Source organism: Devosia sp. MC532 (assembly GCF_016461625.1).
Taxonomy (GTDB): Bacteria; Pseudomonadota; Alphaproteobacteria; order Rhizobiales; family Devosiaceae; genus Devosia.
The window spans coordinates 126,684-139,266 of the sequence record NZ_JAEMNZ010000004.1; the positions used below are offsets into that span (position 1 = coordinate 126,684).

Consider the following 12,583-nt stretch of genomic DNA (forward strand, 5'->3'; position numbering starts at 1 on the left):
CCATAAATAAGGTCGAACAGTAGGGGCACACGCATGACAAAAGCAGATGATCGAAAGCGAAATTGGTTTGCGAAGTTTCTCAAGCGCAACCCAGTCGTGCCTGTCGTTCGTCTGCACGGCACCATTGCCGCCGAGTCCCGTCCCGGTCGTTTGAACATCGCCGGCGTCGAGCCGCTCCTGCAGCGCGCCTTTACGATGAAGTCCGCGCCTGCCGTGGCCATCATCATCAATTCCCCCGGCGGATCACCGGTCCAAAGTCGCCTGATTTCCAAGCGTATCCGCGAACTGGCCGATCAGCACAAAAAGCCGGTTTTGGTCTTCGTTGAAGATATTGCCGCCTCCGGTGGCTACTTTATCGCCGTCGCTGGTGACGAAATCTTCGTCGATCCGTCCTCCATTGTCGGCTCAATCGGGGTCATCATGTCCGGCTTTGGCTTCGTTGAAGCCATCAACAAGCTGGGCATTGAACGCCGCGTCCACACCGCTGGCCGCAACAAATCCACCCTCGATCCCTTCATGCCGCAAAAGGCAGAAGACGTTGAGCGCATCAAATCGGTCGAACTGGAAATCCATCAGGTCTTTATCGATCACGTCAAAGCCTATCGCGGCGCCAAGCTTAAGGCCGACGACGATACGCTCTTCACCGGTGAATGGTGGACGGGCCTGCGCGGTGTCGAATTGGGCCTCGTTGATGGTATTGGCGACATTTACGCAACCCTGCGCGAGCGCTTCGGCCCCAAGGTTGAGCTAAAAATCATCGCACCCAAAAAGCCGATGTTCGCCATGCCGCGCTTCGGTCTTTCCACCGGCACCCTTGTCGAAGAACTCTCCACTTCCCTAAATGACCGCGCCCACTGGTCGCGCTTTGGACTTTAAGCCATGCTCCTCCGCATTCTGCTGTTCACCTTTCTGGCCGTGGTCATTTATCTCGGTGTGCGCCGTATCTGGAAGGATTGGTCGGGCAAGATCAATGGCGACGCCGAACGCGCCAAGCAGCTCCGTCGCGAGCGCGACAAGGCCGAGCGCAGCCGTCCCGATGTGATCGAACTCGAACAAGACCGCGACGGCACCTACCGCCCCAAAGGCAAAGACGATCAGCGGTAATTAGCGGGCAAGAACGCGCTGACACCACGCCATCAGCGCATGATCGTCCGTGGCAAAGGACCAGTATTGGGCCAACCATCGCTTTGCCTCGCCAAAACCCGCGCTAAGCTGGTGATCGTCGAGCCAGCCCTGCGCCAAGGCGCGATCTTCGTCGGTGAGGCAGGGTGAGAGCTCGGCATCGAGATAGGCCACTGCCGCCCAGGCATTAAAGCGTATATCGCCGATCATGGTCGACGGCCCAAAGTCCAACACGGCGGTCAGCGCTCCATGTTGGTTCAGAGTGTTGGTGAGTGCGTAATCGACATGCACCAGTCCGGCTGTGTGAGCGCCAGCAATCTCGGCCGACACCTGTGGTAGGCCCAAGTTTGACAGTTCGCGGCTGTCCACCCTTGCGAGCTCCAGAGCCCCATTGAGATAGGCCTGAAGAGTGGCGCGGCGTACGTCTCCCGTCGCAGCTTGTAGGGCGATATGGGTCGGAGACCCGAGCAGGCGCGGCTCGATGCTTACAACCACGCCACCTATTTCTCGAATGTCACAGACGGTAGGGGTCTGAAACGGCAACTGGCTCTGGCCAATGACCGCAAGCAGCTTTTGCCGCCGTAGTGCGTCCTCCAACCGGGCGTCCGCTCGATGCAGCCGAGCCACCCGGTCAGCCCCGAGAGCGTAGACTTTTGCCTCGCCGCCTTGCCCCAGCATGATGATGCTTTCGGCTCCCAGCGCCTCCAAAATTTCAATATCGCGCATCTACCCCCTCAAATGTCTACGCAAGTGGTTCAAGAGCGACACTGACTCCTGCTTCACCGCTTGACCGGCTCCCTTGCCATCAATAGTTTCCGCCGCACTAGCAGACGGACCCAGACATGACCTCTCGCCCCGCCCATTTGGACCCTAAGAACTCTTTCCAGGGACTTATCCTGACCCTCCAGAACTTCTGGGCGTCGCATGGCTGCGTGATTTTGCAGCCATATGACATGCAGATGGGCGCTGGTACTTTCCACACGGCGACCACCTTGCGCGCGCTCGGCCCTAAGCCGTGGAAGGCCGCTTACGTTCAGCCTTCGCGTCGTCCAACCGATGGTCGTTATGGCGAGAACCCGAACCGTCTGCAGCACTATTACCAGTTCCAGGTGATTTTGAAGCCGTCGCCGGAAAACATCCAGCAGCTCTACCTCGACTCGCTGGCTGCCATCGGCCTTGACGCTTCGGTCCACGACATTCGCTTTGTTGAAGACGATTGGGAAAGCCCAACGCTGGGCGCTTGGGGCCTTGGTTGGGAATGCTGGTGCGACGGCATGGAAGTTTCCCAGTTCACCTATTTCCAGCAGGTCGCTGGCTTTGAGTGCTCCCCGGTTCCGGGCGAAATCACCTATGGTCTTGAACGCCTCGCCATGTATGTGCAGGGCGTTGAGAACGTTTACGACCTCAACTTCAACGGCCGCGAAGGCGACGAAAAAGTCACCTATGGCGACGTTTTCCTGCAGAACGAGCAGGAGGCCTCGAAGTACAACTTTGAAGCTGCCGACACCGACATGCTCTTCCGTCACTTCGAAGACGCAGAGCGTGAGTGCAAGGCGATCCTTGCCAAGGGCGCGGATGGCAACCGCCAGACCATGGCGATTCCGGCCTATGAGCAGGTCGTCAAAGCCTCGCACAATTTCAACATGCTCGACGCCCGCGGCGTGATCTCGGTCACCGAGCGCCAGAGCTACATCCTGCGCATCCGCGAACTGGCCAAGGCCTGCGGCGAAGCCTGGCTCCAAACCGCCGGCGGCGGCGCAGAGTAAGCGGTTTCAACGGATCAAGTTAAAATGGCCGGTGCTCATCACACCGGCTGTTATCGTGCCTCAGTCGATAGTGCGTTTCTCGATATACACGCCATAGACTGTCGTGAGGATGCTTATCCCGACCATCATCTTGATCCATGAGGCAATTGCGCCCCACACTAAATTTAAGAACGCCCCGCCGGGCAGATGCACCAGAAGTGCGCTGGGTAAGTCGATGATGAACGCGGCTATTGCCGTGATGAGGGTGACGAGCAGTAATGTGCCAGTGGCACCGCTAGTAGCTTCCCATACTTGGCCAAAGCTAATGGGCTGGCCAATGGCAGTTGCGGGAAAGACTGGTGAGAGACGACTTGTAATCAGCGCAATCAGCACCACTGCGACAACGATCAGCGGTACCAGTGCCCATTGGCTGGGATTAGTGGCTGTTGAAACGAGCATGGTCGCTAGGGCGATGCCGACCGAAAATATGCCCAACAAAAGCAACAGCAGAAGGCCTCGGCCGGCGTATGCCAGCAATCTATCACGGGGGGGCGTCGGTACGGCTGAATGCGGCACCTCGTCGGTAAGCACAAACCGATGCCATGCGACGGCTATCCACACATAGATCAGGCTCGGAAGCACCACTGTAATGATAGCCAGCCAAGAGGCCGCTCCTCTGCCGCCGGATGCTATCATTTGGAGTGCGACGTAAGCTCCAATGCCGTAAATAATCAGCGATCCGATATAGAGCGCTGCCGAGATTTGTAAGGCGACACGGAAATGTGCCAAGAGCATTCTTATGGCGTGTAAGAAAATGCGGAGGGCCATGAAGTATGGATACCCGAGGCATGAGGATACGCACCTTGCGGTCGTGCCCCCTCAGCCGCGCAGCAAGCAAATCGTAGCTTTCATTTCTGAACCAAAATAAAATTTATTGGAACAATAGTAGTTTGATTGGGGCTGTTCTCCTCGGATTAGCGATCGGCTCCGTCAATTCTGTCCGAGTTTACGGAGCCTCTGCTGAGCTTAGGCGGGCTGTGGCGCGAGAACCGCAACCACCGTCAACAACTGCCGCTTGCCGCTGCGGTCGTGCCAGGTGATCGCTTGGCCGGTTTTAAGCCCGATCAGCGCCGCGCCCACTGGCGTCATCACCGAAATCTTGCCCTGTTCAATGTCCGCATCAGCCGGGTAGGCCAGCGTCACAGTCTGCTCTTGCCCCGAATTGGTCTGATAGGTCACGCGGCTGCCCATCTGGGCCACTTCCGCCGAAATCTTCTTATCCTCGACTACGCGGGCGCGGTCGAGTTCGGTGAGCAAGCGCTCTGCCACGTCCGGCATGCGGTCAAGCCCAGCCAGCGCGAGTTCATAAAGCTTGGTGTGGTCAGCCTTGCTGATCACGATTGCAGGCGACAAGTCGCGACGGATTTCGGTCATTATGGCGACCTCCCCGAGAGCATAGTCCGGCCGCGCAAAATCCTGCGCAGCATCGGGCCGTTGAAAAAACTGAAAATGAGATGTGCCGGGAGACGAAGTGCCTAGAGCCCTAAGCAGGCTCCGGCGCGGGCATGCCTAGGGCATCTATCCTTCGACAAGGATGGTGCAGCGATGGATCGGGCTCATACTCATAGTGTTTAAGCTAGGTGTTGGGCAGAATAAGTCAAGTCCAACCGCGCCGTAGCATGTTGCAAACAGACCTGTGACCTGCCAGTCTCCGGCCAATTTTCTTGAGGAGTTCGCCCATGGAATGGGTCATTTTAGGCATTGTCGCGATTGCTGCGGTCTATGCGATCACCATTTACAACAGCCTCGTTTCCAAGCGGCAGATGGTGCGCGAAGGCTGGTCGGGCATTGATGTCCAACTCAAGCGCCGCACCGATCTCATCCCCAATCTCATGGAAACCGTAAAGGGCTATATGGCCCATGAGAAGGAAACGCTCGACGCGGTGATCAACGCCCGCGCTAAGGCCACTTCTGTCGCCGCCTCAGGCCCAGAAGCCCGCGCTCAGGCGGAAGGCGAGCTGAGCTCTGCCCTTGGTCGCCTGCTGGCCATTGCCGAGGCCTATCCGGACCTTAAAGCCAATACGACGTTCCTCGAATTCCAGTCCGCGCTGCAAAAGACCGAGGACGAAATCCAGATGGCTCGTCGCTATTACAACGGCGCTGTGCGCGATTATAACATTCAGGTCGAAAGCTTCCCGTCCAACGTCGTTGCGAACACCTTCAAGTTTGGAATGGCAGAGTATTTCGAACTCGAAAACGAAGCCGAGCGCGCTGTCCCTACTGTGAAGTTCTAAGATCTATGTCGGCCCTTCTGCGCTTTTTCTCCGCTGTCATTCTGACTGCTCTGCTGGTCACGTCCGCGTCGGCGCGCGAAGAAATTCGCTCGCTGATTGCCGATGTCACCCTAGCCACCGACGGCTCCGTGCATGTCACGGAAACGCTTGTGGTCAATGCAGAAGGGCTCGAAATTCGCCGCGGTATTTACCGCGATATTCCCGTCACCATGCGCAGTGACGATGGCAGCAAAATCCGCATTGGGCTGGAGGTTGAGGCCGTCACCCGCAATGGCTCCGACGAACCATTCCGCGTTGAGCGCATGGGTGATTTCCGCCGCATCTGGATCGGCGATTCCGAGGCCTTTGTGGCGCGTGGCTTACACAGCTATACTATCACCTACACCATGCCGCGCATGGCCCGCCCCAGCGCCGATGGTGACGAGCTCTATTGGAACGCAACGGGCAATTACTGGATCTTCCCGATCCTCTCCGCTGAAGCGCGCGTCCGTCTGCCCGATGGGGCCATCATCCAGAATGCCGTTGGCTACACTGGCGACGCCGGCTCCAGCGAGCAAAACGTCACCATTTCCCGTCGGGGTGATAATGCCGCGATCATCAAGTCCAATCGCGTGCTTGGGCCGGGTGAGGGGCTAACCTTTGCCATCTCCTTCCAAAAGGGCATTGTCAGCTATCCGCAAGGCACTGATGCTCTGTGGCAAAACATCTCCGACAATCGCGACGTCCTCCTCAGCATCGGCGGCGTCGTGCTGCTGCTGCTCTACAATTTCACCGCATGGCTGCGGGTTGGGCGGGATCCGGCCAAAGGCACGATCATTCCGCTGTTCTACCCGCCCGAAGGCTTCTCGCCTGCCTTGACCCATTATGTGAACCACTGGGGTTTTGCCGGTGACGGTTGGAAGGCCATGACCGCAGGCATTTTCAGCCTTGGGGTCAAGGGTCTCGTGAAAATCGACAACACCAGCAAAAAGCTGGTTGTCACCAATACGGGCCGCAAGCCCGACGAAGCCCTGCCTTCAGGCGAGCGAATCCTTTTTGATTATTTCACCAAAAAGGGCACAGTGACTTTTGATCAGGCAAACGGCTCTGAAATCGGCGAGACCAAGGGTGCTTTCGTCAACGCCATCACCCTCGAAAATCGCGATAAGTGGTTCAAGGCCAATTTCGGCTTTGCGCTCGTAAGCTATGCGCTCACCGCGCTCATGCTCGGCGCCATGGTCTTGTTCGACATTATCGAAATCGAATGGCTGGTGCTGGCTGGGGTAATCGGCATCTTCGCCACCTTCATCAGCGCCATGCTGTTCAATGTTCTGATCAAGGGCAATTGGATCGGCCGCATCATTCTTGTGGTCTGGGGCGGAATATTCATTGCCAATGCTGGCACTGGCTTTGCCGACATGTTCACAGATTTCCCCTTGGACAGCGCTTTTATTGCCGCAGCTTCCATGGTGCTGATTTCGATCATTTTCACCATTCTCATGCGCGCGCCCACAGTTCAGGGCCGCAAGGTCATGGATCAGATCGACGGCTTCAAACTCTATCTCGAAACCGCCGAAAAGAACCGACTCAATATTGATGCTGAGCCGCCAATGAGCGTTGAACGCTTTGAGCGCATTCTGCCCTATGCCATTGCTTTAGGCGTAGAAAAGCCGTGGTCCGAGCATTTTGAAGCGGAAATGACGCGGATTTCGCCCGATCCAGAGCGCGGCTCCAGCTACGCTCCAGGCTGGTATTCTGGCGGCAAAAACTTCTCGTCCAGCTCCGTTTCCAACGCGATTTCTGCAGCTTCTGCAGGCATGGCTGCAGCCATGGTCGCCTCCCAACCGGTGCAGGCCAGCTCTTCCGGCTCCTCTGGTGGGGGCTTTTCTGGTGGGGGCGGTGGCGGTGGCGGAGGCGGAGGCTGGTAGACAGCCCCGCTTTGCCACGATAATCAGTCCCCCTGCCTGCCTTACCAATCGCGGTTTCCGACCATGCCCGAACTTCTGCTTGAAATCTTCTCCGAGGAAATTCCCGCCCGCTTCCAGCGTCGCGCGGCTGAGGACCTGAAGAAGTCTGTCACCAATGCCTTGGTTGATGCAGGACTGGTCTATGAGGGCGCGCAAGCCTTCGTAACCCCGCGTCGTCTGGCGCTCACCATTGCTGGCCTTCCGGCCCGCTCGCCCGATACGCGCGAAGAAAAGAAGGGCCCCAAGGTCGGCGCCCCGCAGCCCGCTATTGATGGTTTCCTGCGCGCAGCAGGCCTGTCGTCCATTGACGAGGCCACTGTTCAGTCGGATCCGAAAAAGGGCGATTTCTACATCGCCATTATCGAAAAGCCCGGTGCCGATTCCGTCGAGCTGCTGTCGCAGGTTCTGCCAAAGGTGATTGCTGATTTCGGTTGGGCCAAGTCCATGCGCTGGGGCTCGGGCACCTTCCAGTGGGTGCGTCCACTGCGCGCCATCACTGCCACCTTCGGCACCGAAAACGACGAGCCGGTCGTTATTCCATTCACCGTCGCTGGCATTGAAGCGGGCCAGACCACTTTTGGTCACCGCTTCCTCGCGCCTGAAGCGATCCGCGTGCGCCGTTTTGAAGATTACGTCATGTCTCTTGAGCGCGCCAAGGTTGTGCTCGACATCGACCGCCGCAAGGACATCATCAAGACCGACGCCGACAACCTCGCCTTTGCGCAGGGCCTTTCCGTCATTCACGACGAAGGCCTGCTTGAGGAAGTCGCCGGTCTTGTCGAATGGCCAAATGTCATGATGGGCTCGTTCGATCCTGCCTTCTTGAAGGTGCCGGAAGAGGTGATCATCGCCACCATCCGCGCCAATCAAAAATGCTTCTGCATTCGTGATGCGTCGGGCAAGCTGGCTCCGAACTTCATCATCACCTCCAACCAGATCCCAACCGACGGTGGCGCCACTATCGTTGCGGGCAATGAGCGCGTGATCCGCGCCCGTCTCTCCGACGCTGCCTTCTTCTACGAAAACGATCTGGCCAATCCGCTCGAAAATGGCCTGCCGAAGCTGGAAGACATGGTCTTCCACGCCAAGCTCGGCACGCAGAAGGAAATGGTTGATCGCCTCGTTGCGCTCGCTGCCGAAATCGCGCCGCAAGTTGGTGCTGATGTCGAAGCGACCAAGCGCGCGGCTCTCCTCGCCAAGGCCGATCTCGTCACCGCCATGGTCGGCGAATTCCCTGAACTTCAGGGTCTGATGGGCCGCTACTATGCTGCCGCTCAGGGCGAAAAGGCCGAAATCGCGACCGCGGTCGAAATGCACTACAAGCCGGTTGGTCCGTCCGACCGCGTGCCATCCGAACCGGTTTCGATTGCTGTCGCTCTGGCCGACAAGCTCAACGTGCTTTCTGGTTTCTGGTCTATCGATGAAAAGCCAACCGGCTCGCGCGACCCGTTCGCTCTGCGCCGTGCCGCGCTCGGCGTCATCCGCATCATCACCGAAAACAACCTGAAATTCCCGCTCAAGGTCGACGCCGATCTCCTCGGCTTCTTCCATGATCGCCTCAAAGTCTCGCTCCGCGATGCTGGCGCACGCCACGATCTCGTCGACGCCGTCATCTCTGCTGACAGCAACGATATTTTGCAGATCACCCAGCGCGCTGAAGCGCTCACAGAACTGCTCTCGTCTGACGACGGCAAGAACCTTCTCGCGGGCTACAAGCGTGCCGCTAACATTCTCGCCGCCGAAGAGAAAAAGGACGGCAAGTCCTATGCTGGTGCGGTCAACGCTTCAGCCTTGAAGGGCGCCGAAGAAACAGCTCTCGCCTCGGCGGTCGAAACCGTCAGCGCCGCTGTTTCTGCCAAGGTTGCTCAGGACGATTACAAGGGCGCAATGGCTGAACTCGCCACCTTGCGCGCTCCGGTTGATGCCTTCTTTGAAGCCGTGCTCGTCAACGACGCCGATGCGTCCGTCCGCGAGAACCGCCTCAACCTTCTGGCCCGTCTGCGCGACACCATGCGTCTCGTCGCCGACTTCGGCAAAGTTGCTGGCTAATTCTTAGTCGGGTTGACGGTTCCTGCCGTCAGCCCGCCATTCCCCCGGTCGTCACCCTCGGGCTTGACCCGAGGGCTCTGCACTTTCTCACGCTACCTTCCAACAAAAATCCTTTCCCCCGTGGCACGATGCCGTGCGGTGCGCGTTATCCCTGCGATAAAGTTCTCGGAGAATTTCAATGAGTGTTGGCCTACTTGCACTGCTCGATGACGTGGCAGCACTAGCGAAAGTTGCGGCTGCGTCTCTGGATGACGTTGCCAGTCAGGCCATGAAGGCCAGCGTCAAAGCTGCTGGCGCGGTCATCGACGACGCGGCCGTCACCCCTAGCTACGTTAAGGGCTTTGAAGCCAAGCGCGAACTGCCCATCGTCGGCCGCATCGCTTGGGGCTCGCTCAAGAACAAGATGCTATTCTTGCTGCCAGCGGCGCTCATCCTGTCTTATTTCCTGCCGTGGATGATCACCCCGCTCCTCATGATCGGCGGCGCTTACCTTTGCTATGAAGGCGCTGAAAAGGTCTTCCACATGTTCGCGCCGCATGAGGCCGAAAAGCACGAAGCTTCCATCGAGCACACAGCGGTTGACCCGACCTCGCTCGAAGAACAGCGCGTTGCTGGTGCGATCAAGACCGATTTCATCCTCTCGGCTGAAATCATGACCATTGTTCTCTCGTCAATTGACGTTGAAAACTTCTGGTACCGCGCAGGCATTCTCGCCGTCGCCGGTGCGGGGATCACCGTCGCCATCTATGGTACGGTTGCTTTGATCGTGAAGGCCGATGATTTTGGCCTGTTCCTGTCTCAGAAAGCCAAAACCCACACCGGTCGCGCCTTTGGTCGCGGTATCGTTGTGGCCATGCCGCACTTCATGCACGTCCTGAGCATTGTCGGCACTGCGGCCATGACCTGGGTTGGCGGTAGCATCATCGTCCACGGCCTGGCTGGCTTTGGCGTTTCTGGCATTGAACACATGGTCAAGGACGCTGCTGCCTGGGGCGCTGCGCTCCTGCCATCCATCGCCGGTGTCGCCAGCTGGTTCGTGACCGCCTTCATCGACTTCTTCATCGGCCTCGCCGTCGGCGCACTGATGATCCCAGTCGTCAGCTATGTCATCAGCCCGATCCTGAAGGCCATCAAAGGCCTCCTCCCAAACCGCACCAAAACCGCCTAACCCTTACCTCTCCCTTCGGGGAGAGGTCGACGCCTCGCGTCGGTTGAAGGGACCAAAAATCCCCCGGGCACTGCCCTTTCTTACCTCTCCCTCTGGGGAGAGGTCGACCAAAGGCCGGGTGAGGGGGCCTTGCCGCTACCTGCAGCGCACCCAATTTTCCCCAATACGGCCCCACTCCCTCCCCTTGCGGGGAGGGTAACAAAGGTAGGCCGTAGCGCCGCTGGGGTGGGGGAACAATCCCCCAAAAACTCTACCGCTTAAACGGCGCCATGCCTTCGCGGGCCAGCTCATCGGCGCGTTCGTTGAGCGCGTGCCCTGCGTGACCCTTCACCCAAAACCATTCGATGTCGTGACGCTTGGTCGCCTCATCTAGCGCCTGCCAGAGTTCGACGTTCTTGACCGGCTTTTTGTCGGCGGTCTTCCAGCCGTTGCGCTTCCAGCCATGCATCCAGCTCTGCACGCCATTTTTGACGTATTGGCTGTCGGTGTGCAGTTCAACCTTGCACGGACGCTTGAGCGCATTGAGCGCTTCAATGGCGGCGGTGAGCTCCATCTTGTTGTTGGTGGTCAGCTGCTCGCCGCCCTTGAGCTCCTTGCGGTGCTCCCCGAGCTGCAAAATAGCGCCCCAGCCGCCGGGGCCGGGATTTCCCGAGCACGCACCGTCGGTATGAATAATAACTGCGTCAGACATGGGCTATGGGCGCTTCAATATATGGAATTGGCAGGGCAGGCCGTAAACGTCGACGGCTTGATGGGTCTTCTGCATGCCGATCTTCTCCAAGACAGCACGCGATGGCGCGTTATCGACATGGGCCATGCCGATGAAATGCGCACCCTTGTCGTTAGCAAAGAACCAATCGCGCAGGCCAGCGGCAGCTTCCTTGGCAAACCCCTGTCCCCAGAACTCTTCGTAAAGCGTGTAGCCGATCTCGGCTTCCCCGGTGGTTGGGTAAATGCCAAAGCCTGCCCGACCCACCATCACGCCGTCTGATTTCCGCCGGACCCGCAGCTTGCCGAGCTGGCGGGTCTCAAACAGCTCTATCCAGCTCGCGACTGCTTCTTCGCACTGGGCGCGCGTATAGGGCACGCCTCGCGTCGTCAGATAGCGTGTAGCGCGTTCCGAACCATGCAATCGAACAAGGTCATCGACCTGATCGAACCTCCAGCCTGAAAGGATCAGCCTATCGGTTTCGAACAGATCGAGATCACTCATTTTCCAGCTGCCGTTTCCAAGTTACGAAGCACTTTGGGAATGTTGAAGGCGATGTTTTCTTCCGCCGTCGTGGTGGTCTTCACCTTGACGTCGTAGCGCGCTGCGAAAGCGTCGATTACTTCTTCGACGAGGCTCTCCGGTGCCGAAGCGCCCGCGCTCACACCCAGCGATTTAATATTGCCATAGATCGACCAGTCAATCTCGCTGGCGCGGTCCACCAGAACGGCATGCTTGCAGCCTGCGCGCTTGGCCACTTCCACCAGACGCTGCGAGTTCGACGAATGGGGCGAGCCCACTACGATCATCGCTTCCACCGTTGGGGCCACAGCCTTGATCGACTCCTGCCGATTGGTGGTCGCGTAGCAAATGTCTTCCTTGTGCGGCCCGTTGATCATCGGGAAGCGGGCGCGCAGCGCCTCTACGATTTCGCGCGTATCATCGACCGACAGCGTTGTCTGCGTCACAAATGCCAGCGTCGAAGGATCTTTCGGCTCAAAACCGCCGACATCACTGACCGTCTCGATCAGTGTCACGCTGCCCGGCGGCAGCTGGCCCATGGTTCCAACCACTTCGGGATGGCCAGCGTGGCCGATGAGCACGATCTCGTGACCTTCTTCAAAGTGTCGCGTCGCTTCGACATGAACCTTCGAGACAAGCGGGCAGGTCGCGTCGAGGTAAAACATGTTGCGCGCTTTGGCGTCAGCCGGAACCGATTTCGGAACGCCATGCGCGGAGAAGACGACCGGCGCGTCGGTTTCTGGAATCTCATCGAGTTCTTCGACGAAAATCGCGCCCTTTTCCTCAAGCCCTGCCACGACATACTTATTGTGTACGATGGCATGGCGAACGTAGACCGGCGCGCCGTATTTCTGCAGCGCCAGCTCTACAATCTGAATTGCGCGATCCACGCCCGCGCAGAAACCACGCGGAGCACAGAGGGTGATATCGAGGTGCGGCCTTTTATCCATACCCGATGAGATGCTTTCAGCGCGTTGGCAAGTCAAGTGCTGTTGCAGCCGCGGCAGGCATGCGCCATATGTGTTAGA

Annotated in this window: 13 protein-coding genes; 7 read left to right on the forward strand and 6 right to left on the reverse strand. The window is 58.3% G+C overall.

Annotated elements, in window-relative coordinates; translation table 11 throughout:
• Positions 1-33 precede the first annotated feature (33 nt).
• Positions 34-876 (forward strand): S49 family peptidase, encoded by an 843-nt coding sequence (locus tag JHC09_RS06815; RefSeq protein ID WP_199531321.1) that lies wholly within the window; start codon positions 34-36, stop codon positions 874-876.
• 3 nt (positions 877-879) lie between these two features.
• Complete coding sequence (locus tag JHC09_RS06820) at positions 880-1,104, forward strand: hypothetical protein (protein ID WP_169195901.1); 225 nt, start codon at positions 880-882, stop codon at positions 1,102-1,104.
• Here the strand turns inward: JHC09_RS06820 and JHC09_RS06825 are convergent, their stop codons facing one another.
• Positions 1,105-1,848 carry a hypothetical protein gene (locus tag JHC09_RS06825; protein WP_169195902.1) on the reverse strand — a complete coding sequence of 248 codons (744 nt, stop codon included), beginning with the start codon at positions 1,846-1,848 and terminating at the stop codon, positions 1,105-1,107. It abuts the gene before it with no gap.
• 116 nt (positions 1,849-1,964) lie between these two features.
• Here JHC09_RS06825 and JHC09_RS06830 point away from each other — a divergent pair, with 116 nt between their 5' ends.
• Positions 1,965-2,888: a glycine--tRNA ligase subunit alpha gene (locus JHC09_RS06830; protein ID WP_199531322.1), complete on the forward strand. Its 924-nt coding sequence runs from the start codon at positions 1,965-1,967 to the stop codon at positions 2,886-2,888.
• Positions 2,889-2,948: 60 nt separating this feature from the next.
• On the opposite strand, the gene JHC09_RS06835 is transcribed toward JHC09_RS06830, so the two are convergent.
• Both JHC09_RS06835 and rnk read right to left on the reverse strand, forming a co-directional pair.
• Positions 2,949-3,695 carry a hypothetical protein gene (locus JHC09_RS06835; protein WP_199531323.1) on the reverse strand — a complete coding sequence of 249 codons (747 nt, stop codon included), beginning with the start codon at positions 3,693-3,695 and terminating at the stop codon, positions 2,949-2,951.
• A 198-nt stretch (positions 3,696-3,893) separates the two neighbouring features.
• On the reverse strand, positions 3,894-4,301 hold the full coding sequence (gene rnk / locus JHC09_RS06840; protein ID WP_199531324.1) for a nucleoside diphosphate kinase regulator: 408 nt from the start codon (positions 4,299-4,301) through the stop codon (positions 3,894-3,896).
• A gap of 305 nt (positions 4,302-4,606) precedes the next feature.
• On the opposite strand from rnk, the gene JHC09_RS06845 reads away from it, so the two are divergent.
• The 4 genes from JHC09_RS06845 to JHC09_RS06860 all read left to right on the forward strand — a co-directional run bounded on the left by JHC09_RS06845 (position 4,607) and on the right by JHC09_RS06860 (position 10,324).
• Positions 4,607-5,161, forward strand: coding sequence for a LemA family protein (locus JHC09_RS06845; protein WP_199531325.1), 555 nt, complete (start codon positions 4,607-4,609; stop codon positions 5,159-5,161).
• 5 nt (positions 5,162-5,166) lie between these two features.
• On the forward strand, positions 5,167-7,068 hold the full coding sequence (locus tag JHC09_RS06850) for a DUF2207 domain-containing protein (protein ID WP_199531326.1): 1,902 nt from the start codon (positions 5,167-5,169) through the stop codon (positions 7,066-7,068).
• Between the two features lie 63 nt (positions 7,069-7,131).
• Positions 7,132-9,156: a glycine--tRNA ligase subunit beta gene (gene glyS, locus JHC09_RS06855; protein WP_199531327.1), complete on the forward strand. Its 2,025-nt coding sequence runs from the start codon at positions 7,132-7,134 to the stop codon at positions 9,154-9,156.
• A 178-nt stretch (positions 9,157-9,334) separates the two neighbouring features.
• Positions 9,335-10,324 carry a DUF808 domain-containing protein gene (locus JHC09_RS06860; protein ID WP_199531328.1) on the forward strand — a complete coding sequence of 330 codons (990 nt, stop codon included), beginning with the start codon at positions 9,335-9,337 and terminating at the stop codon, positions 10,322-10,324.
• Between the two features lie 250 nt (positions 10,325-10,574).
• On the opposite strand, the gene rnhA is transcribed toward JHC09_RS06860, so the two are convergent.
• Genes rnhA through ispH form a run of 3 tightly spaced genes read right to left on the reverse strand, consistent with a single transcriptional unit; the run spans position 10,575 to position 12,505 of the window.
• Complete coding sequence (rnhA, locus tag JHC09_RS06865; RefSeq protein ID WP_169195910.1) at positions 10,575-11,015, reverse strand: ribonuclease HI; 441 nt, start codon at positions 11,013-11,015, stop codon at positions 10,575-10,577.
• Positions 11,016-11,018: 3 nt separating this feature from the next.
• On the reverse strand, positions 11,019-11,537 hold the full coding sequence (locus tag JHC09_RS06870; protein WP_199531329.1) for a GNAT family N-acetyltransferase: 519 nt from the start codon (positions 11,535-11,537) through the stop codon (positions 11,019-11,021).
• The gene (gene ispH / locus JHC09_RS06875) at positions 11,534-12,505 is read right to left on the reverse strand and encodes a 4-hydroxy-3-methylbut-2-enyl diphosphate reductase (RefSeq protein ID WP_199531330.1); all 972 of its coding nucleotides are present in this window, start codon (positions 12,503-12,505) and stop codon (positions 11,534-11,536) included. The genes JHC09_RS06870 and ispH overlap by 4 nt, the downstream gene beginning before the upstream one ends.
• Positions 12,506-12,583: the final 78 nt, after the last annotated feature.

Excerpts from the sequence above, each read along its gene's own strand:
- JHC09_RS06845 (WP_199531325.1), top strand. The coding sequence starts at position 4,607 with ATGGAATGGGTCATTTTAGGCATTGTCGCGATTGCTGCGGTCTATGCG.
- JHC09_RS06830 (WP_199531322.1), top strand. The coding sequence starts at position 1,965 with ATGACCTCTCGCCCCGCCCATTTGGACCCTAAGAACTCTTTCCAGGGA.
- rnk (WP_199531324.1), bottom strand. The coding sequence starts at position 4,301 with ATGACCGAAATCCGTCGCGACTTGTCGCCTGCAATCGTGATCAGCAAG.
- JHC09_RS06870 (WP_199531329.1), bottom strand. The coding sequence starts at position 11,537 with ATGAGTGATCTCGATCTGTTCGAAACCGATAGGCTGATCCTTTCAGGC.
- rnhA (WP_169195910.1), bottom strand. The coding sequence starts at position 11,015 with ATGTCTGACGCAGTTATTATTCATACCGACGGTGCGTGCTCGGGAAAT.
- glyS (WP_199531327.1), top strand. The coding sequence starts at position 7,132 with ATGCCCGAACTTCTGCTTGAAATCTTCTCCGAGGAAATTCCCGCCCGC.
- JHC09_RS06825 (WP_169195902.1), bottom strand. The coding sequence starts at position 1,848 with ATGCGCGATATTGAAATTTTGGAGGCGCTGGGAGCCGAAAGCATCATC.
- JHC09_RS06835 (WP_199531323.1), bottom strand. The coding sequence starts at position 3,695 with ATGGCCCTCCGCATTTTCTTACACGCCATAAGAATGCTCTTGGCACAT.
- JHC09_RS06860 (WP_199531328.1), top strand. The coding sequence starts at position 9,335 with ATGAGTGTTGGCCTACTTGCACTGCTCGATGACGTGGCAGCACTAGCG.
- ispH (WP_199531330.1), bottom strand. The coding sequence starts at position 12,505 with ATGGATAAAAGGCCGCACCTCGATATCACCCTCTGTGCTCCGCGTGGT.
- JHC09_RS06850 (WP_199531326.1), top strand. The coding sequence starts at position 5,167 with ATGTCGGCCCTTCTGCGCTTTTTCTCCGCTGTCATTCTGACTGCTCTG.
- JHC09_RS06815 (WP_199531321.1), top strand. The coding sequence starts at position 34 with ATGACAAAAGCAGATGATCGAAAGCGAAATTGGTTTGCGAAGTTTCTC.
- JHC09_RS06820 (WP_169195901.1), top strand. The coding sequence starts at position 880 with ATGCTCCTCCGCATTCTGCTGTTCACCTTTCTGGCCGTGGTCATTTAT.